This is a genomic window from Chryseobacterium sp. SSA4.19 (assembly GCF_022601875.1).
In the GTDB taxonomy this organism is placed as follows: Bacteria; Bacteroidota; Bacteroidia; order Flavobacteriales; family Weeksellaceae; genus Chryseobacterium.
The window spans coordinates 75,537-96,484 of sequence record NZ_JAKVIP010000006.1; the positions used below are offsets into that span (position 1 = coordinate 75,537).

Annotated in this window: 14 protein-coding genes and 1 pseudogene; 4 read left to right on the top strand and 11 right to left on the bottom strand. The window is 35.5% G+C overall.

Annotated elements, in window-relative coordinates; genetic code table 11:
* Positions 1-79: 79 nt before the first annotated feature.
* The 9 genes and pseudogenes from MKJ01_RS05850 to MKJ01_RS05890 form a co-directional block, all read right to left on the bottom strand.
* Positions 80-1,417 carry an HlyD family efflux transporter periplasmic adaptor subunit gene (locus MKJ01_RS05850; protein WP_241612517.1) on the bottom strand — a complete coding sequence of 446 codons (1,338 nt, stop codon included), beginning with the start codon at positions 1,415-1,417 and terminating at the stop codon, positions 80-82.
* Entirely contained in the window at positions 1,410-3,605 is a 2,196-nt protein-coding gene (locus tag MKJ01_RS05855; protein ID WP_241612519.1) for a peptidase domain-containing ABC transporter, read from the bottom strand. Before MKJ01_RS05855 ends, MKJ01_RS05850 begins: the two co-directional genes overlap by 8 nt.
* Positions 3,589-5,025: a hypothetical protein gene (locus tag MKJ01_RS05860; RefSeq protein WP_241612521.1), complete on the bottom strand. Its 1,437-nt coding sequence runs from the start codon at positions 5,023-5,025 to the stop codon at positions 3,589-3,591. The genes MKJ01_RS05855 and MKJ01_RS05860 overlap by 17 nt, the downstream gene beginning before the upstream one ends.
* 13 nt (positions 5,026-5,038) lie before the next feature.
* On the bottom strand, positions 5,039-6,127 hold the full coding sequence (locus MKJ01_RS05865; RefSeq protein WP_241612523.1) for a hypothetical protein: 1,089 nt from the start codon (positions 6,125-6,127) through the stop codon (positions 5,039-5,041).
* Positions 6,128-6,190: 63 nt separating this feature from the next.
* Complete coding sequence (locus MKJ01_RS05870) at positions 6,191-6,958, bottom strand: C39 family peptidase (RefSeq protein WP_241612525.1); 768 nt, start codon at positions 6,956-6,958, stop codon at positions 6,191-6,193.
* 338 nt (positions 6,959-7,296) lie between these two features.
* Positions 7,297-8,049 carry a C39 family peptidase gene (locus MKJ01_RS05875; protein ID WP_241612526.1) on the bottom strand — a complete coding sequence of 251 codons (753 nt, stop codon included), beginning with the start codon at positions 8,047-8,049 and terminating at the stop codon, positions 7,297-7,299.
* The gene (locus MKJ01_RS05880; RefSeq protein ID WP_241612528.1) at positions 8,046-9,461 is read right to left on the bottom strand and encodes a TolC family protein; all 1,416 of its coding nucleotides are present in this window, start codon (positions 9,459-9,461) and stop codon (positions 8,046-8,048) included. Before MKJ01_RS05880 ends, MKJ01_RS05875 begins: the two co-directional genes overlap by 4 nt.
* 259 nt (positions 9,462-9,720) lie before the next feature.
* Positions 9,721-10,869, bottom strand: a pseudogene (locus MKJ01_RS05885) (IS256 family transposase).
* Positions 10,870-11,012: 143 nt separating this feature from the next.
* Positions 11,013-12,395, bottom strand: coding sequence for an RtcB family protein (locus tag MKJ01_RS05890; RefSeq protein WP_241612530.1), 1,383 nt, complete (start codon positions 12,393-12,395; stop codon positions 11,013-11,015).
* Between the two features lie 99 nt (positions 12,396-12,494).
* On the opposite strand from MKJ01_RS05890, the gene MKJ01_RS05895 reads away from it, so the two are divergent.
* The 4 genes from MKJ01_RS05895 (at position 12,495) to MKJ01_RS05910 (ending at position 18,162) form a co-directional block, all read left to right on the top strand.
* Positions 12,495-16,481 (top strand): AAA domain-containing protein, encoded by a 3,987-nt coding sequence (locus tag MKJ01_RS05895; RefSeq protein ID WP_241612532.1) that lies wholly within the window; start codon positions 12,495-12,497, stop codon positions 16,479-16,481.
* Positions 16,478-16,807, top strand: coding sequence for a HopJ type III effector protein (locus MKJ01_RS05900; protein WP_241612534.1), 330 nt, complete (start codon positions 16,478-16,480; stop codon positions 16,805-16,807). The genes MKJ01_RS05895 and MKJ01_RS05900 overlap by 4 nt, the downstream gene beginning before the upstream one ends.
* A gap of 148 nt (positions 16,808-16,955) precedes the next feature.
* Positions 16,956-17,969: a YafY family protein gene (locus MKJ01_RS05905; protein WP_241612535.1), complete on the top strand. Its 1,014-nt coding sequence runs from the start codon at positions 16,956-16,958 to the stop codon at positions 17,967-17,969.
* Positions 17,970-18,021: 52 nt separating this feature from the next.
* Positions 18,022-18,162, top strand: coding sequence for a hypothetical protein (locus MKJ01_RS05910; RefSeq protein WP_241612537.1), 141 nt, complete (start codon positions 18,022-18,024; stop codon positions 18,160-18,162).
* A 66-nt stretch (positions 18,163-18,228) separates the two neighbouring features.
* On the opposite strand, the gene MKJ01_RS05915 is transcribed toward MKJ01_RS05910, so the two are convergent.
* Both MKJ01_RS05915 and MKJ01_RS05920 read right to left on the bottom strand, forming a co-directional pair.
* Positions 18,229-19,413, bottom strand: coding sequence for a DUF1501 domain-containing protein (locus MKJ01_RS05915; RefSeq protein ID WP_241612539.1), 1,185 nt, complete (start codon positions 19,411-19,413; stop codon positions 18,229-18,231).
* 47 nt (positions 19,414-19,460) lie between these two features.
* Entirely contained in the window at positions 19,461-20,840 is a 1,380-nt protein-coding gene (locus MKJ01_RS05920) for a DUF1800 family protein (RefSeq protein ID WP_241612542.1), read from the bottom strand.
* Positions 20,841-20,948 lie beyond the last annotated feature (108 nt).

Genomic DNA, 20,948 nt, shown 5'->3' on the forward strand with positions numbered 1-20,948 from the left:
TCTCATTAACTTGCACAGTTAGTGAGGCACTACCTTGTACCTACACCACTACCTACGGTATAAAGCTAACTGCCGACTATTATAATGGTTTACTATTTTTCTCTTCTTTTTTATCATCCATTTTTTCCTGATAAGAATTATCTTCTTTTTCAAATATATTTGTAATCTTGGAAAACAATTTGGACAGTAAACTTCTTTTATTAGTAATAATCTCTGCCTGACCCACCATATTTTTGGAAAAAGCAAGAACATTTCCGGTATCACTTCTTAGACCGGCAGGTAATTTTACTAGAATAAGATAATAATTTTGTGCCGGAATTAAAGAAATTGATTGTATTTTCCCTTCAAGTTTGCCATATTCCTGAAATGGAAATGAAGCTAACTTAACGGATACATTTTGTCCTACTTTTATTTTACCAGCACCAGCTGGAGGAACTAACAACTGAGCAATATACATATTGTTGTTTGGAAGGACGCTAAATATACTTTCTCCTTGCTTAATGAATTGATTTGAAGATATAAACTGCATCATATCGACAGTTCCGTCAATAGGCATTTTTATTACATACTTAGATTCCCAAAAGTTGATATCCTGAAGCATTTGATTATAGGTACTTATCAATTTAAATTCCAAGTCTGATAAATTAAGGTTTTTCTCTGTGTTAATTACATGAATATTTGCTTTATTATCCGAGATATTGAAATTGTTTTCTACATCTTTAGCCTCATAGTTTTTAAGATTTTCACTTTCTCTCAAGTAATTTCGTTGTGAATTTTCATATTCAATCTTGGTAATTAGCCCTTTAGACATCAATAATGAATCCTCTTTATATCTGTTTTTAAGTAATTTGATCTCATTTCTTTTCACATTTTTAATTTCATTTCTTTTGGAAATCATTTCAAAATACTTTTTGTTTTGCTGATTCAATACCTGTTTCTTGGCATCATTTTCATTATATCCTTTTTCTTTTTCAATTCCGTATAAAGTATTTAAAAGATTAAAAAAAGGTTCTTCTAATTCTCCTAAATCAGCATTATAAGCAAAAGCCAAATGAGAGGATTTCAAAGCATATAAATTTTTTGAATAATTTAACAATAATATTTTTAAAGCCAATATATCATCTTCATCAGACGGATTTTCCATAATAGCAAGATATTCGCCTCTTTTAAGAAATTTGTGTGGAACAAATTTCTTGAAAATAATTTTACCATAGTTTTGGGAAAGTATCTCAATCGGTGGCTTTTCAGCGGTCACTCTAGCTTCTCCTATAACTATTTCCGGTGATTTTATTACCTGTAATAGAGTAACCGCTACTACTATTATTCCTACCAAGGAATAGAATAACAAAGAATTAAATTTTGGGAATTTGGAGATTGCATCATCAAATTCTTCAGAATAAACAGGTTTCTTACTCATGGTTATCTAATATCATTTGGTTTTTAAACAATAGATAATATAGCCCTCTTTTACTGAGTAATTGTTCTTCATTACCCATCTCTACGATGTGCCCTTTATCCATAACTAAAATATTATCTGCTTTTTTAATTGTTGCTAATCTGTGAGCTATAATCACAACGGTTTTCCCTTCAAAAGAGTTATTGAGATTATTCACAATCATATTCTCATTAATTGAATCCAATGAATTTGTTGCTTCATCTAAAAATAAAAACTGAGGGTCTTTATATAATGCTCTGGCAATCATTAATCGTTGTTTTTGGCCTTCACTCAGCCCTCTTCCGTTCTCACCCATCATGGTATTTATTCCCAAAGGCAATACATTGATATCGTTTAAAAGATTTACCTGTCTTAAAGTATCGTATAATTTTTCCTGATTGTAGTCGCTGCTCAAAACAATATTATCCTTAATAGATTCTTTGAAAGCTTCTGAGCCCTGATTAACCACCCCAATATTTTTTCTCCACTCACTGATATCAAGTGAATTCATGTTAATACTACCAATATAAAATTCTCCTGAAACCGGTACATATAATCTTGTTAAAATTTTCAGCAATGTCGTTTTACCACTTCCGCTAGCCCCTACAATAGCAGTAATTTTTCCTTTAGGAATAGTTAATGAAACATTATTTAATATATAATTTGAAGCATTGTTATATTTAAAATAAACATCTTTTAAAACAAGAGAACCATTTAAAGGAATGTCTCTTGAAGTTACATTTTCTTCCGTTTGCTCATCAGGCGTATTACTTGAATCATTTATCCGAATGAAACTGATAAATGCCATCTGGTATGAAGAAATAAACGATGTTATTTCCGAGAGTGGACTTCTGAGTTGCCCCAATATATATTGAATGGCGATCAGCATACCTATAGTAATTTCACCTTCTATCACATAGTACACCGAAACGAATGTAAGGACTACATCTGAAATTGTATTTATTAAATTGGCACCAAGAGTATCAATTTGATTAATTCGCAATACTTTTATACCTAAATAGTACAGTTTAACCTGAACTTTCTCCCATGACCATCTCTTACCCTGTTCATAATTATTATTTTTTATTTCCTGAATATGGGTCAACAGCTCCATCCAATGATTATTGTTTTTTGCTTTCAATGAAAAATAGTTCATATCAAGTTTTTTTCGAATATTCCAGAAAAACAGATCCCAGCTAACATAAATTATCCCTCCTAATAAGAAAATAATAAACAAGGTAGGTTTATAAATAAAGAGAATCGTTCCGAATACAAGAATATTTAAAACTGCCAAAATAATACTAAAAGCAGAGTTCATAATAAAATTTTCCATCCTATCGTAATCGAGTGCCCGCTGAAAAATATCACCAGAAGATTTATTTTCAAAGTAATTAACAGGAAGTTTAAGCAGCTTTATAATAAAATTTGATAAAATTGAAATTTTTATTCTTGATGAAATATGAATATTAATAGATTGTCTAATCCAACTTCCTATACTGATACTAACAATTAATACTATATTGGCAATCAAAAGTGTTGTAATGAAGCTAAAATCCTTAGAGGATACGCCCGTATCCACTATTGATTGTGTAATAAATGGGATAGCTGACTGAACCAATGTAAGTAAAACCATTGTAGCCAAAAGCTGAAAAACCTGTGTTTTGTAGGGTAAAATATGGCTTAGAAAATAATTAAAAGCATATATTTTACTTGGATGTAATGACGGTTTTATTTCATTGAATTTATCCGTAGGTTCCAGTAATAATAACACTCCTTTTTTCGCATCATCTTTTTCATAGTTGAGCCATCCCTCCATAAATTCTTTGTGAGAATATTTTACCATTCCCAATTTAGGATCAGAAACGTATACTTTAGAAGCTGAGATATTATATAGAACAACGTAATGATTATTTCTCCAATGAGCTACACACGGAAGAGGAATATTATTTGCTAATTTTTCAAACTCTACCTTTACGGGTAAAGATTTCAGACCTAATCTTTCCGATGTTAGCCCCAACTCATACAAAGAAAGGCCTTCTTTAGATACAGATGATAAATCTCGAATATCTTGAATAGAAAAAAATTTTCCGTAATGTTTTGAAATGATTTGCAGACATGTTAAACCACAATCTTTATTGTCAAGCTGTCTGTAATTAGGAAATTTTTTCATTGAATTTAAGGGTAATTGCGTAGATATAATATAGTTTCTCGTAATCCTTACTTAGGAAAATACTTAACATTCTATCAATAATTTGTAAATGTACAATGGGATTAATTTTCTCCAAAGCGCTAAAGTCCATTAGTTCAGCTTGACTCAAAGTAAAACTTTGAAGTAATGTTTCTTCAATAGACTGATTTGCCTTTATGAATTTGTCGCCAATTTTTTGAATATTGCTATTCAAAAAATTGGATGTTTTTGCTTTTCCATCCATTTTTATTAAATAAAAATTATACAGATCATTATATGTGAATGCTGACGAATTAAAAAAAGATGTTACAATTTTGAATATAAATTCCTCTTTGGATAAGTATTTATTACAGTGGATAGCGTTGGTTAATGACAACATGAATTGATTAACTATATGTTCATTTGAGGAACCCATAAATTTTATTTCAGCACAACAAAAAATATTATTGTAAGGAAACGTAAATGAATGATCTTTAAATAATATCTGTAAAAATTCTATCCACTCTTTTTTTTTAAAATCTATTAGACATCTGGAATTGTCAAAGACTATATAACAACCTTTTTTCTCCTGATTTTCATCATCAGCCTGGTAGACATAGAACTCAGCATTGGGTTGATATTTTTTAATTTTTATGATTATTTCAGTTATTTCGCCAAACTTAAATGTACTTTCTACGAAACAAAATACCCAATCCTGAGTATAGTCATCTAATATGAAATTATTTGAGTACTTTTTATCAATAAAGACAGAATATTTTGAATTTAGCCAATCTACATTCGTTTTAAATTCAATAAAATTTTTACTTCTTAATGCATCAATAAGTTTTGACACCTCAATAGTCTGTATAGGAAATTCTTGAAAAAATATTTTATTCTTACTTTTCTCTGTTTTCAGGTATATCCCTTTATCAAGAAGAAAAAAATCTATAAATAACGAAACAATTCTTGAAGCCTGCAGAAAATTTTTATTTGTCAAAGTTTTAGCTTTAATAATAGGCTCCATATAATCTTTAATTTTAAATCTGATTTCACTCAGATCAAAGCGGATTACATCTGCTGCAGAATCCGGGACATTACTCAAAACAAACTTTCTGATATGTGACAATTCCTTTGTTTCATCTCTAATTACGATTCCGGTCTTAAAAGCATGAGATAGGAAATTACCTTGTCTGAATTGTTTTGCAACGATGTTTAACACTTCTGTACTGTTAATTTTAATTGTATTAAACGGTAAACCGTTAAAGACAAAACTTTCGGTTGCGGAAAAAGAAAACTTTCGACTGATAAGTAATAAATCGATGTCATTGGCATGATTGCAATCGTCTTTATAACTACCGAATAAAATACAACCTTCCAACAACGGAAAGTAATGATCCAAAAATTGATCTATCTGTTGATACATTCTTTTGCTGATATTAATTTTTAGTTCCTAAGCGGAAGCCTTTTGATTCGACCCCGCATCCGCAGTCTGTTAATTGTTGTTTTACGAACTCGTTAAAATAAGGTAATGAAAGTGCTGTATCATCTGTATCTCTGACCTGTTTTGAATCAATAAGCTTTAAGTCTCCGTATAAATATCTTCCGTACTGCTTATGAACATATTCCGGAAAATGAATATTCATATACTCTTCATAACTTGAAAGTTGCTGAGAGTTTAGAGTTTTTCGCATAAAATCTGAAAAATCTATATTATAAAGGCTGAAATTTCCAAAATCTTTCTTTCCAGTAGATTCTTCATTTTTGCGTATATCTATTTTCTTTGATATTTCTTTTAATATCAGCTCTTTTTGTATTTTAGTTAACCCGTTTGAGCCAATATCAATATTTTCAATAAATTTATTTATTACAAGCGCGGTGTCTTTTGGACAATAATACTCAAAGGAACGGAAGTATGATCTGATTCCTTTTATGATTTGAGAGGATTGTAAGTTTCTTCTCAAAACACTTATCTCTTTCTGTAATAAAAAGTCTTCTTGAGAAGCATAATGACTGCTGATTACATCTTCAATATTTGAGTGTATATGATCTTTATCTGTAAGCTTTGTGTCTTCGATAAGAAGCAAATTAGGAAATGCTCCAGTTGCGGGATAATATTCATCTGTTAAATAACCCACTTTAAGATTCCCTGATGTATTATTCATCGTAAGTAAAAGCGAAGCAAATTTGTTTTGAACATTATAATGATCAAAAGACTTATGGTAATCTGATATTACTGAATCAATAAAGTACGTTAAATTATCATTATATATTACCAAGAATTTATTCGTATCAATAATCCAAGCTGTCTTATTAGTTTTCGGATTATAATCTACGATATGCACAGGATAAAATACAGCTGATTTGAAATAGGTTTCCTTATCAACCCATTCAGGCTTTGGAATTCCTTTCAAAGTAGTAGCCCTACACTTACTTTCGAAGTTTTTGTATGCTTTATTCTTTTGCTGAACAGTTTGTGAATAACTTAAGGAATATAAGAATATTAAGAAAAAAAAATATCGTTTCATAAAATAGGTGGGGGTAATAAGATAACGTGACAAAAATAATTAGCAACCTTATCTATGGTGAAATTAATGTCCGCAGATGGAACAACCAGAAATATCATTTGTATCTGTTTTGTATTTATTTACAATACTGTTGTTATTTAGGCCTGAAATTGCAAATAATGATCCCGTAAAAGTTATAGTAGAAACATTATATGTCTGTACTCCTCCTACCAATGAATCCATATATGTAACTGTACCAGCACCTGAATCAAACCCTACGATAACAACTTCATGTCCAACCCCACCCCCTTGGTCTATTGTCCCTAAAATAGGATGACCAGCATTTAACTCATTAGCGATAGTAATACCATTGGAACCATCGATTATCGTATTCTGAAAAAATGTATTTACAGCCGCCTGCATTTGCGATGTGTTAAGTCCGCCCAAACCAGACATCATATCTACAAAATTCTGACCGGCAAATTCAGCGAAATCACTAGAAGTAAGCCCAGTTCCTCCAAAATAATTAGCAACATAATTCAGTGCCATTGTGGCACAAGTAGCTACGCCTGCAGTTTGCAAGCACATGTGGGTAGGTGCCGATGGTAAACTCCCTTGTCCAGGACCTCCACCTGAACCACCACTACCTCCGCCATAGTCGCCACCTCCATTGTCCGGATACCATGGATCATTCCCCCACCATCCACCATCATTTCCTCCACCTCCATCCCATGGAATTACAACTTCTGGGATATCATGATAATCATACCAATTGCCTCCAATAATTTTTTTTGTTTCGATTGGATTTAGGATTTCAAAACCTATTGTTGAAAAGTTTGTTCTTGTATTCATGCTAATTGTTTGTTTGTGTTGGCTATCTTAAAAATTTATTTTCTCTGTTTGATATTTTTATATATTCTTAAATATAATAAACCCGCTGTGCATTTTGATTTATTTTATCACTTCTAGTAGATTCTAAAAAATGTATCTAGAAGCTTATAATTTTAAAGATAAATCGGTTCTCAACTATTTTTTATCCACTTTATTAAGAAAAAATATCCGAGCTGATGAATCTGATATTTAGATTTTGCAAAATGCACAACGGATATAATAAAATATAATGGAACTGCTTTTAAAAATTCAGTTACTCCAGTAAGTATAATTATTTTTAGCAGTCCCGATACTTAATTTTATCTTCCGCAAATTGAACATGCAGATGCATCATTAGTATCATTCTTATAATGATTTACCAATGCATTATCTTTAACTCCTGTAAGCTGTACAAAATTTCCTACAAAATTAATGTTACTCATATTAGCTGTAGTCATACTTCCTGTCATTGAGTCCATAAAAGATACTGTACCATTGGCATTTGCGCCAACAATCACAACAACGTGCCCATCATTTCCACCAGGATTTTCAATAATTCCTATCACGGGGTTTCCTGCACTTGTTGCTGTAATGATATCTGAAATTCCAAATCCGATTACATTATTATCAAAAACATTCATTACAATATCTGACAGGTCTCCTCCATTCAGTCCGGGTCCATTATTGTAAGCCATATTGCTGAAGTCTTTACCAGCCATTTCTGCAAAATCGCTAGCAGTCAATCCAGTAGCCCCGAAATGTCCGGCAGCATAAGAAAGAGCATTTGCAGCGCATGTGTTTGCATTGGTTCCCTGCTTACAAATATGATCCGGAAATGAATCGCCTGAGCCATTACCCGGGCCACTTCCGCTACCTCCGCCATAGTCACCACCTCCATTATCCGGATACCATGGATCGTTGCCCCACCAGCCGCCATCATTTCCTCCACCCCCGTCCCACGGGATTACAACTTCTGGAATATCATGATAATCATACCAGTTACCACCAATGATTTTTTTTGTTTCAATAGGATTCAGTACTTCTAAATCCAAACCACTTAATTGTGTCTTCATAAATTGTTAGTATTAAGATTAAGTTCTTCTATTCTGAATTTCAATAAATACAGGTTGTTTTTATTCTTTTCGTAATCTACGGTCAAATTTATATTTTCATAAAGCTGGTTATTAAATTCTGAAGATGTTATTCTTCCCAATAGCAGAAGATCTTTATAATCGGCTGTCAGCTTGTCTGAAAGGATGATCTGATGTTTTAACACTTCAATTTGCGATTTTACATTTAAATAGTAGCTTATCAATTCTTCTATTGATTTTATATGTTCTTCCTCATCTTCTTCCTTCTTTAACTTTAAATTTTCTCTCTCTATCTGAGCTATAGTTACTTTGTCTTTTGACACACCCCAGTCTAAAATGGGAATTTTAATTCCTAAAGTCAGGAATTGGGTTTGAAGCGGAGTGTGAAACAAATCTGTTATTTCATTGGCAGAAGAATTTATTCCGATACCTGCCTGAAGATTTAGTGAGATACTTCCTTCTTTTTTTATTTTATTGTAGTTAGCTTCTGCTTTTAATTCATTGATCGCCCATTCTAATCCAAATCCATTGCTCTCCAACTTTCCTATAAGTTCCTCTTTATCTAAAGAATATTCAATTTCTTCTACACTCTTCAGTACAATAGAATCCTGAAACTCAATACCGCTAACTCTTTCTAATTGATTAAAAAGATTGCTGCACTCGATTGCATTAACCTTTAAATAGCCCTGCAGTCTACTGACATTCAGTTCCATTTGAATTACATCAGTCTTGATTGCACGGCCATGTTTGAATTTTTCCGAAATTTCATGTAAAATAGATTTGGATTTTTTAATATTTTCTATCAATAAAAAGGACTTCAATTGCGCATTTTCAGCATCAATGTATGCTTTGGCAACTTCGTAGCGAATCTTTATTTTGTTCTTAAGATAATCTACCGAATCTTTTTTCTCAACCAACTTATTAATTTTTCTATCCCATTTGTAACTATTATAACCGTTTATGGGCTGACGGTATGAGAAATTCACCCAATTGCTTGAAAAATTAGTATAATTATTATTAAAATCCCGAGAGTAATTTATTGAATTAGATAAGTTAATAGTTCCACCTGTGAATGCTAAAACCTGGCTGGTATTTAATGTTGCATATGAGTTTAGAAAATTCCGCTCCAAGAATTTAATCGTCCCGTCCGGTTGCGTTACATCAGAAATAGATCTTTGATAAGGTAAAGAAAAGTCAAGATTCACGTTGGGAAGCAATGACTTTCGAAGAAAACCATTTTCTATTTTTTTTATCTTATATTCATTTTCAGTTATTTTATAAGAATGAGTATTATGAATATTAGCGATAAAATAATTTATATCATAGACACTTTGAGAGAATAAACGGATAGAAATAATAAAAAAAATAAAAAGGAGAACCTTTCTTCTTGACATCAGTTTTTAGTTTTTCACAAAGATATCAATTATAAGGTACAAAAACAAAAAATATACGATTAACAGGAAATATACGAATATAATTATTTCTAAAATAACAGTTTATTCTTAAAAAAAAATATTAATATTTACACTAATTTAAAACAACTTCAATATATGACAGTCTCCCACGAAGTGTGTAAGTTAAAAAGTTAGGGTTTGGATGTTATAATCTGAGCCTATTTTCAAAAATAAGCATAAATTGGTTAAGAACAATACCTCAATTTTGAATTGGCATGGTCCATTTTTTAGTAGCTTCTTTTAAAGCGAGATACACTGATTTCATTACGGCATCATCGGTAGGAAAAGACATTTTGTTTTTGGTGTATTTTCGGATTTTCCCGTTGAGATTTTCAATTAAATTGGTGGGATAAATAATTTTGCGGATTTCTAAAGGAAATTCAGAAAATACGGTCAATTCATCCAAATTGTTTCACCAGGACGCAATAGTATAAGAATATTTACTTTCCTATTTTCCTGCAAAATCATTTAGAGCAGCTTCCGCCGCTTGTTTTGTTGGAGCGGTGTAAGTATGTTTCATATCGGCAGAAAATTCTTTTCTGTCCTTCCAAACTACATATTTGCAGGAATTTCTGATCTGATGAACAACACAAATTTGGGTTTGAGATTCAGGAAAAACAGAACGGATAGTCTGGGTAAATCCGTTTAAATTATCGGTAGCGGTGATGAGAATATCCTCTACACCACGAGCTTTTAAATCTGTGAGAACGCCCATCCAGAAAGCTGAACTTTCATTTTTTCCAAGCCACATTCCCAAGACTTCCTTTCTCCCGTCACGGTTTAGTCCAGCAGCCAGATAAATAGTTTTATTAATTACTTTGGAGTTTTCCCATACCTTGAAAACAATGCCATCCATCCAAACGATGAGATACAGATCTTCAAGCGGACGGTTCTGCCAGCTCACCACTTCACTGGCAACGGCACCCGTTATTCTGGATATGGTAGAAGTAGAAACCTCAAAATCATACATCTCTTTAATTTGCTCTTCAATGTCTGATACGCTCATCCCTTTAGCATAAAATGAGATGATAATATTGTCCAAACCTTCGATGATGTTATGTCTCTTTGGGACTAATGCAGGCTCAAAACTCCCTTCACGATCTCTTGGAACTTTAATTTCAGATTCTCCAAAAGACGATTTTATTTTCTTACTGCCGTGTCCGTTTCGGTAGTTTCCAGTGGTGGATTTCTGATGTTTCTCATTATCCAGATGAGAATCCAACTCTGCATAAAGCATATGTTCTACTGCTCGTTTGTGCATTGCTTTGAAGAATGATGTTAAATCTTCTCCATTTTTAAAGGATTTGTAAAAATCTTTGTTGTTAAATAAATCTTCTTTGTCGATCATAACTATGTAATGGTTAAAAATAATAAAAAGTTATTTGGCTACGCCGAACCACTTCGTTAGGTTTCCGTAAATTTTTTGAGCTATAAGAGCTCAAAATTTTCCAGAATAACTTTTTAATTTACACAGTTAGTGAGACACTACCTCTAAGCTTTTCTGAACTTCTTCTTTTTCTTCCAGGGTGCATTCTTCTGAACATCACCCGCCATGATACATCCGTACGGCATCACTTCATCCAGAACTTCACAAAGACCGTATTCTTCAATCTGTGCCCTCACGTTTTTAGCACTTTTATACGCGGTCGGAAGTTCAGAGATATCAATTTCATTCGAGAAGAAACGGATATCCAATCCCTGGGTTTCTTCAGCAAAAACTTCTTCAATCGTCTTATGCGCCAATGATTTTTTATGCTGCGTCCGGCTGAAGTTTCTTCCTGCTCCGTGTGGCGCAAAACCAAGGTTTCTCTCATTGGTCTTTCCTTGGACGATCAGAACAGGTTCGGACATATTCAAAGGGATCAGTCTTGGCCCCGTAATATCCGGCATAAACTTATCATCCAGCGGTGTGGCTCCTTTTGCATGGTAAAATAAATCTCCGTCTTTGAAAACGAAATTATGCTCATTCCAGTACCAGTCCTGCTTTTCCACGCTCATTTTATAGAGAACAGCATCATGAATGGACGTATGGTTTTCTTTCGTCCATGTTCTTATCAGCTGAAGGGCTTCCCAATACGACTGTCCTTCTTCCGTTTCATACGGTATCCAGGCATTTTCTCTCAGGGTTGCCGGCGAAATTTCCTGTCTGAATCTGTTGGCGACTTTCATTCCTTTATCATACAACGCTGCTCCCGGAGCTCTTGAACCGTGGTGGGTCACCAGCATGGTATTTCCGGTATTTTTAGAAACTCCTACAAACAGGAAGTGGTTACCGTCTCCCTGCGTTCCCATATGCGAACGGGCGATGCTTATCAATTTCTCATCATTTAAGAAATCATTTTCCCTGAAAGCATCCATCAGTTCCTGAGACATTTCCATCTGTTCCCCTCTCGGTCTTCCTCCATATCCGAAATGCGTGATCGAGTGAGCTGCATCCAAAACTTTTTTAGGATCTGCTTTTCCAAAATCCGTCAGCATTACCGAACAGCAGATATCTGCGCTATGAAATCCCGGGTGAATGGCATTTTTAGCAACTACTACACCACCAACGGGAATTAATCCTGCAGGACCTGTAGGACAGGCATCCGGCATAACGGCTCCTGCGACCAAAGTTGGGGTTTTCATTAAAACCTTCATGGTGCTGATTACTTTTTCCACATTATCATTTTCAGTTTCATGCTCGGCTCTCAGGTTAATGACAAAGTCTTTTGCTGTTTCATGAAGAGGCAGTATTTCAGGCTGCCTGAATTGTTCCAGATAGGTTGCAATCTGATCTTCGTCTAATTGATTTTCGTTGATATGCGCAATGGCTTCTTTGAACCATTTTGCGGACCGATATCCTAATTCTATTAAATGGTTTCCGTTAAATTCCATGTTTCGTTCATTTTGTTGATGCAAAGTAAGAACTAAAGTATGCAATGTTTTTGCGCAGCAGAAATTATTTTCTATTTTTGATAAATTTTTTTAGACACCATGCAAAATCTAAATCCGGAAATATTTCAGGCCTTTCAAAACAAACTGAAGACAGGCAACAGAAGAGGCGTTCATCTCAATGCTATTCCCGGAAGCTCAAGATATAAGTTTGACCTTGCCCGGCTTTCTGAGATCCATAAAAGTCTTCCCGAGCATTTTATCATTCATCTTCTGACCCAGAAGACGATTAATTTCAAATTCTCAATCCACGATAAGATTTCCGATGAGGTTGCTGAAGCTCCTTTAAAAGACAGGATCTATCTGTCCGAAGATGTAAGCGAAGAACAGCCTGAACCGATCGGTAAAAACAAGTCAAAGGAACTCGTCCTGGAAAAACTTTCTGCAGGTCTTGAAAACCTTATCTTCCAGAATGAAGTTATACAGTCGGAGAAAGGCATCAATTCTTTAGGTTTCGGATTTCCCATCCTCATCAGAAAAGATATGGATGGGCAGATTTCTGCGTCACCCATCCTCATCTGGTCGGTCAATATAAAGCCGGTCAATGAACTGAACACCTGGGAAATCAGCAGGACGGAAGATGATCCTATTTATGTAAATGAAGTGCTCATTAACCACTTGCAGAGTGATTCCGGGATTACGCTGGAACAGATTCCGGAGGAAATGCTTGCCGACGGAAAGATTGATAAACCTGAGCTATTACAGATCTGCCAGACATTGCTGGACCAGTTGAAAATTTCGCAGAACCTTGATTTTATCCTTAACAATTACGAGGAAATCCCACTCATAAAGTCCAAAGCATCCTATGAAGACCAGCTTCAGGACAAAGGAGATGCCGTAATTATTAAATCCGGGGTGTTCTCGATTTTTGAAGTTCAGAAACAGAATATCATTAACGATTATGAATCGCTGAAAAAAGATTTTAAACCTCTTGAGAATTATATAAAAGAAGACTTTCAGTCCATTACCTCAATTGAGACCGATCCGTCCCAGCAGGCAATTTTAGAATCGTTAAAATCACAGACCCGAATCCTGATTCAGGGGCCGCCGGGGACAGGGAAAAGCCAGACATTAACTGCTGTTTTGGTTAATGCGTTGGAAAACAGACAAAAAACAATTGTGGTCTGCGAAAAGCAAACCGCACTGGAAGTTCTGTACAATGCGCTTCATAAACTGGGATTGGAACGTTACTGCATCATGATTAAAGACAGTGTGTCTGACCGGAAACTGGTGGTGGATGCGGTAAGGAATACGATTGATCCTGCAGACTTTAAGAAACCGGGACAACTTCATTCCGTTCAGCTTTTACAGGAGCAACTCAGAGCAATTGATAAGCATAAAGCCGCGATCAACAACGTGCATGAAATCCTGAATTCAGATATTCTTCCCGGAAAAAACTGGACAGAGCTCGTTGGATACCTTCTCGCATTTCAGAAGTCTCATGAAGATGTCGATATACGGGATATCCGGTTCTCCTTTTCAGCAGATGAGGGGAAGGATATTGCATATATTGTAGAAAAGGGAAAAGAGGTATATCAAGAGTACCGGCCTTTTGAACAAAGATCCTTTATCAATCCTGAAAAGCTGATCCGTGAAAATTTTCATAACAGCCTTCATCATTTAGATTTTTCTTTTCAGAAGTATGAAAAATTATGGGATGAAATTCAAATGCTCATCGGTCAGTTTAAACCGGTATATGAAGAAAAAAGAAAAAGGGATTTCAGTCAGAATTTTCAAAAGCTGTCTTCATTAATCGATGAAACAGAAGTCATCACATCCGTGTTATCTCAAAGTTCTGAAGAGTTTCATCCGGAAATCACCAGCGGTTTTTTCTATAAATTCACGGCATTATTTTCCGCATCAAAGAAAAAAAAGATCAGCAATCAGAAAAAATTGCTGGAGATCAGCGCATCCATCAAGCAGATCAGTCTTAATGAATTTTTTCCTTCCATTGAACTGTCGGATAATCTCTGGAATAATAAAAATGAAATTCTGAAGTACCGCCAGAAAATACAAAACCTTCAGGCAGAATTTTCTTCCAAACTGGAGGAACAATTTAATACGGTTGATTTTCTGAATGTATTTGACCCTGTGGTTTCAGGAATAGAGACAGAGGCAATTGCCCGGCGCATTAAGGAATTAAAAAAATGCATTGTAAATGACCAGTGGGTTAAAGATCTCAATTTCGGGAACACGTATGAATCCTTTGACCGGTATTTGATTTCAGTGTTAGACCGTTACCGATCTTACAGGAATGATCCGGACAATCCTTTGTCAGCTGAATACAACTGGTTCTATTTTTATCAGCCGCTCAGTACTTTTCAAAAAAAAGTATTGGAAAAATTATATCCGGTCAATAACTGGAGATCTTCTTTTTATTCAGCTTATTTCCCTTTGCTGCTCAATCATTCTGCTGATCCGAAGCTTAATTTTAATGAAAGAAATTACGAAGAAATCTCCAAACAGATTAAACAATATGGCTTTTCTCAGAAGGATTTCATTCAATATTTCTGGAATGAGTCACGGCAGAATGCTGTAAAGCAGTTTGAGCAGAGGAATAAAGAAGTTACAGTAGCCAACTTATATAATAAAAGAAGCAGTACAAACCATAAAAGACTGACTTTACGGCAAATGGTTCAGAAAGATACAGATCTGTTTACCAGCTTCTTCCCGATTATTCTTATTACTCCAGATGCCTGCAGCAATCTTTTCCAGGGAAAAAATTTCTACTTTGACCATGTTATTTTTGATGAAGCCAGCCAGCTGAAACTGGAAGACAATCTTCCTGCAATGCTGAAGGGGAAAAATATCATTATTGCCGGTGACGAACATCAGATGCCGCCTTCAAATTATTTCAGCAAAGTTTTTGAGGGCATCATTGAAGATGAAGACGATATGGAAGCTGAAAATGATGTGGTTACCTATAAGAATGCTTTGCTGAACATCGAATCGCTGTTGGATTATGCTGCTGAAAGCCACTTTGAAAAGAATCATCTTGATTTTCATTACCGTTCCAAGCATCCTTACCTGATTGATTTTTCAAATCATGCTTTTTATAATTCACGGCTGAAGCCTCTTCCGATAAAATCTGAAACTCTTCCGATTGAATTCTTTCAGGTTGACGGTGTTTTTGAAGATCATACGAATAAGCAGGAGGCGGATAAAGTTTTAGAAATTTTACAAAATATCCAGCCGATGAAAGATGGGAATTATCCTTCGGTAGGAATTGCTACCTTTAATATTACACAGCGGAATTATATCAAAAGAAAAATTGTCCAGCAGACAAATCTTCCAGGAAATGAACGGTTTAAAGATAAGATTCTTGGACTGGAAGCTGCGGGGCTTTTTATTAAAAACCTCGAAAATATCCAGGGTGATGAAAGAGATATTATTATTGTTTCGGCAACCTACGGAAGAAAAACCGGCGGGAAATTTATCCAGAGTTTCGGCCCGATCAACCATACCAAAGGATATAAGCTCCTCAATGTGATTATTACCAGGGCAAAGGAAAAAATCTATATCTGCAACTCGGTTCCTGAAGAAATTTTCTCGAATTACAAGGAGGCGTTGGTGCAGGAAGGCTCTAATAACAGGAAGGCTGTTTTATATGCTTATCTCGCCTATTGTAAAGCGGTAAGTGAGGGAAATGACAGTGAGAGAATAGAAATTCTGAATACTCTTGATCAGTTCGGCTATGCCGCCCGTCCGGAAGAAAATAAGAGTTCCAGTGTCTTTATTGATGAAATCTACAATCGGGTACAGCGGAATTTCCTCCATCTGAATGTACTGAAAAACCATCGCTTCGGAGGCTATGAATTTGATATTCTTGTCGAAAATAAAGATGGAAAATCCGTTGTCATAGAAGCCATGAGTAAAGCAAAATATTCCGGCAACCTGGGTTATCTGGAGGATTTGCATAAAGAAAAAATAGTACGGAATGCAGGTTTTAAATACGTAAGAATATGGAGCCAGAACTGCTGGCAGAATCTGGAAGCCGAACTTCAAAAAATTAATAAAAAAATAGTATGATAGAACAGATCAAAAAATCACCCGAACACATTGATTTTAATGAGGTAATTGCTCACATTGATAAACATTACAATTTTACACCGACCAAATTCACGAATGGAAACACGGTAAATGAAGCCGGGCAGAATAGCGGCTCTTGCAAAATTTTCAGTTTTGCACGATTACATGATCTTTCAAAAGATGAAACGTTGGCATTATTCGGTGAATTCTACAGAAAGGATGTCCTTCAGCATCCTGAAGGAACGGATCATCAGAACATCAGGAACTTTATGGTGTTTGGCTGGGAAGGGGTTTCTTTTGAAGGTGAAGCTTTAACAAAGAAATAAGTTGATGATCTCTTCCTTGGTAAGGAAGAGGTCAGAATCTGTTTATAATTAATTATGAAATTTGGGAAAATCTGATTAAAGGGTTCAGCTAGGCTCGGGGCGAAGCCCCGAGCCTAGCTGAACCAAACGTCCATATAAATACAAAAGCATGTCATCCAATAAAAATGCCCTTATCCGTTATAAAACACTGGATAAATGCCTGAAAAATAAATACAAAAAATATACTTTAGATGATCTGATCGACGAATGTTCCGAAGCATTGTTTGAATTTGAAGGCAAAGAATCTTTTGTCAGCAGGCGAACGGTGCAGCTGGATCTGCAGAATATGCGGAGTGAAAAATTCGGATATGAGGCACCGATTGAAGTCTACCAAAGGAAATATTACCGGTACAGTGATCCGGATTACAGCATTCATCATATTTCAGTCAATGAAAGCGATCTGAAAGCAATGAACAATGCAGTGCAGATTCTAAAGCAGTTCAAAGATTTTTCGATGTTTAAGGAAATGAACGGGGTCATTCAGAAACTGGAGGATTCGATCCATGCGACTCATCAGAAATCAATTATTCATTTGGATAAAAACGAAAAGCTGAAAGGCCTTGAACACATTGATATCCTTTATGAAGCGATTCTGAACAAAAAAGTGCTGTGCATCGTTTATAAAAGCTTTAAGGCCCGGGAATCGGATGCTTATATTGTTCATCCGCAATTGCTGAAAGAATATAACAACCGATGGTTCCTGATCTGCTGGCATAAAAACAAGCTTTTTAATTTTGCTCTGGACAGGATGGAGGAAATTTCTGTGAAAGAAGATATTCAATATATTGATAAAGATTTCGACTCTGACCGGTACTTTGGCGAAGTGATCGGGGTAACCGTTTCTGAAACCCAGCGTCCTCAGAATGTTGTTTTTAAAATTAATTCCAAACATGCGCCATACGTAAAGACGAAACCGTTTCACCATTCTCAGGAAATTATTGGGGAAGATGAAAGCGGTACCACTTTCAAAATCTGTGTCCAGCTGAATTTCGAGCTGGAACGGATGATTTTAGGACTCGGTGAATTTATAACGGTTCTGAAACCGGATAAGCTTAGGAAAAGAATTCAGAAAAGTTTAAAGGAAGCCTGCCGGAACTATGCTCAGGAAGATGTTGACCGTTAATCCTGTATAATGGCTTGGAAATTGTATTAATCCAGATTATAAAATATACAATATGAAATCAAGAATATTAAAAGCTGTAGTAGCCGTAGTTGCTCCGTTAGTCATTGAATTTATCATTAAAAAAATCGCTGAGAAATTTGATGAGAAACCAGCAGAAGATAAAAAGCAGATTCCGGTCCACAACTGGGAATAATTTAATTTAAAGATAAAAAAAGACTGTTTCTTCAACAGTCTTTTTATTTGTATACCGTTGCTCAGCTCAGATGAAATTATAGATCCCGTTTTTCCAGCCTAACACTTTGGAAGAATCTGCTTTCAGCCAGTTTTTAAGGATGGTGGCATAAACTTTCCGGAAATCTTCAGTGTAAATCAGGTCACCTTCATTTAATTTAGAGAGATCAGGAAGGGAATTTAAAAGCCCTTTTTTCTTTAAGCCGCCACTGATGAAAAACATCTGGTTGGCAGTTCCGTGATCGGTTCCGTTGCTGGCATTCTGGGCTACCCGTCGGCCGAATTCCGAGAAGGTCATCAGAAGAAGATCATCAAATAGTCCATTGCTTTTCATATCTGCCACAAAAGATTTTACGGCCTCATTAATATCAGCAAAAAGCTTTTGCTGCCGGTCATTCTGGTTGACATGCGTATCAAAGCTTCCCACAGAAACATAATATACTCTGGTATTAATGTCAGATTTTATTAATGAGGCAACGGTTTTAAAATCCTTTCCCAGCTGGGAATTCGGATAGGCCTGCTCTGTTTTCCTGGCTTTGCTTTTTTCAAAAATGTAATCGGCATTATTGATAGTGGAGCCTAACGTCTGGTACAAATAGGAAACTGTTTCATCATCATGATGGTGGTCGTAAAGAGACTTGAAATATTTTTCCTGACTGGTCTGGTATAACCTTTTCGGATCTTTAAAAGCAAATGCCTTGTTGTGTTTCCCTTTTAAAGCCAGGCTCAGCATATCATCAACTTCCAGTGCCTGGGTAGGGTGCTCGCAACGGTAGCATTCCTCATCCAGGAACCTTCCCAGCCAGCCTGTTTCCAGGTATTCATCACTCTTGCTGGCAGAATGCCAGATGTCCATGCTGCGGAAATGGGACTTATCAGGATTGGGATACCCGACATTGTTCATTATGGAGAGCTTACCATCATCGTACAATTCCTTAAAATAGGACAGAGCAGGATTAATGCCTGCTTCATCAGTCAAAGCCAATGAATCCTTAATGGCAATACTGCTCCTTTCTTTAAAGTAAATATCATTTTTAACCGGAATGATGGTGTTCAGTCCGTCATTTCCGCCGGTGAACTGAAGCACCACCAGGATTTTCTGATTCGGTTCCAATGCCTGATCGAAGGTCATGGCTTTGAGAAAGTTAGGCATCAGCAATGATGCAGTAGCCAATGAACTTATTTTCAGGAATTCTCTTCTTTTAATTAACATAGGATCAGGTTTTTGGTTAATGATGAATTGTGATTGGGAATTTTACGCTACATCAACTGGTATTCAGGCGTTGACATGATATTGATGACGTTCATTTTCACACTGTTGTCTGAAAAGTCTTTTACAGATCCCATATCTAACGATTTTGAACTTTGAATAAGGTATTCCTCTACGGGTTCATGTTTAAAAATTTTTTCTACACGTGCCCAGTCAATAACCATGTTCGGATTTTTAAATGTTTTATTTAAATTGGATTCCCGTGATTTAATGCCCATATCAATATCATCATCCTGTCTTGGAGTATATTCCAACGGTCTCAGTCCTGACCAGATCTGGGGAATCTGAAGTCTCAGCATCAGTGTTGAGCTGTCTATCCATGACTTACCGTTGGGCCATCCTGCTACATTAGGAGGATAGATAAGCATCTGTCCCAATAGTTTCTGGTAAACAATCAGATTTTCCGGATTCCGGATCTTCATCGGAAGCGTTCTCATAATCCCGGCCATGAGCTCGATTGGCGACTTAATCCTGTTGCCGATATTTTTTCTGTCATAAAACCATGAGCTTGAAAAAATATCAGTCATCAGCTTTTTAATATCATACCCGGATTGATAAAAACCTTCGCTTAAAGTATTTACAATGGCTTCATCCATATTTTCATTAACAAAAAACCTGTAGATTTTTGCTGTAATAAATTTTGCAGTAGCTTTTTCCTCCAGGATGATATTCAAAGCATCTGCTCCTGTAAAATTTCCGGTCTTTCCAAGAAAAATTTTTGTGTCTACGTCATGCAGCTTCTGCCTTTCGGTAAAATTACCTTCCTTATCATAACTCCATCCTGTAAAAGCCCTTGCTGCTTCTCTGACGTCTTTTTCAGTGTAGTTTCCTCTTCCCATGGTAAAAAGTTCCATCACCTCACGGGCGAAATTTTCATTGGGATGGTCTTTTTTATTTTGCTGGTTATTCAAAAAGTTAAGCATGGCGGGCGCCTGGCTTACTTCAAATAAAAGATCTTTAAAGTTTCCTAAAGCATTCTTTCTGATCACATTCAAAATCTGGCGGTTAAATTTAGGGTTTTGCACTCTTGAAGCAAAATGTCCATGCCAGAAAAAAGCCATTTTTTCCCTCAGCTGCCCGTTGCTGCTGACCATTTTATTAAGAAAATTAAGGTTCAGTTCTTCATTTTGCAGGCGGTTGATCTTCTGGACTTCCTTCTTCTTTTCAGCCGGGGATTTATCATCCATATAATCTAAGGTATCCACATCGGGAGTTTCATAGCTGATATCCGAAAACATATCTTCATTCAGCAAATCCTTAAGGATCGTTTCTGTATTTTTGTTTTTCAGATTTTCAAACTGGTTGATTCCAGCTCCGAAGCCTGCTCTCCAAAGAAGGTGTTTGTTATTGATGAATGATGAAGGGATCATGCCGGTAATTTGTATTTTGATGTGTCTTAAGAGGTAAGGTTAAAATGAATAACGGTTAAGAATTGTTAATAATATTATTTTTATGCTATTGAGATAAGAATAATGATT

Bases quoted from the DNA above. Each gene is read 5' to 3' on its own strand.
- MKJ01_RS05860 (WP_241612521.1), bottom strand. From the start codon at position 5,025: ATGTATCAACAGATAGATCAATTTTTGGATCATTACTTTCCGTTGTTG.
- MKJ01_RS05910 (WP_241612537.1), top strand. From the start codon at position 18,022: ATGAAATCAAGAATATTAAAAGCTGTAGTAGCCGTAGTTGCTCCGTTA.
- MKJ01_RS05855 (WP_241612519.1), bottom strand. From the start codon at position 3,605: ATGAAAAAATTTCCTAATTACAGACAGCTTGACAATAAAGATTGTGGT.
- MKJ01_RS05880 (WP_241612528.1), bottom strand. From the start codon at position 9,461: ATGTCAAGAAGAAAGGTTCTCCTTTTTATTTTTTTTATTATTTCTATC.
- MKJ01_RS05870 (WP_241612525.1), bottom strand. From the start codon at position 6,958: ATGAATACAAGAACAAACTTTTCAACAATAGGTTTTGAAATCCTAAAT.
- MKJ01_RS05875 (WP_241612526.1), bottom strand. From the start codon at position 8,049: ATGAAGACACAATTAAGTGGTTTGGATTTAGAAGTACTGAATCCTATT.
- MKJ01_RS05905 (WP_241612535.1), top strand. From the start codon at position 16,956: ATGTCATCCAATAAAAATGCCCTTATCCGTTATAAAACACTGGATAAA.
- MKJ01_RS05865 (WP_241612523.1), bottom strand. From the start codon at position 6,127: ATGAAACGATATTTTTTTTTCTTAATATTCTTATATTCCTTAAGTTAT.
- MKJ01_RS05895 (WP_241612532.1), top strand. From the start codon at position 12,495: ATGCAAAATCTAAATCCGGAAATATTTCAGGCCTTTCAAAACAAACTG.
- MKJ01_RS05900 (WP_241612534.1), top strand. From the start codon at position 16,478: ATGATAGAACAGATCAAAAAATCACCCGAACACATTGATTTTAATGAG.
- MKJ01_RS05915 (WP_241612539.1), bottom strand. From the start codon at position 19,413: ATGTTAATTAAAAGAAGAGAATTCCTGAAAATAAGTTCATTGGCTACT.
- MKJ01_RS05850 (WP_241612517.1), bottom strand. From the start codon at position 1,417: ATGAGTAAGAAACCTGTTTATTCTGAAGAATTTGATGATGCAATCTCC.
- MKJ01_RS05890 (WP_241612530.1), bottom strand. From the start codon at position 12,395: ATGGAATTTAACGGAAACCATTTAATAGAATTAGGATATCGGTCCGCA.
- MKJ01_RS05920 (WP_241612542.1), bottom strand. From the start codon at position 20,840: ATGATCCCTTCATCATTCATCAATAACAAACACCTTCTTTGGAGAGCA.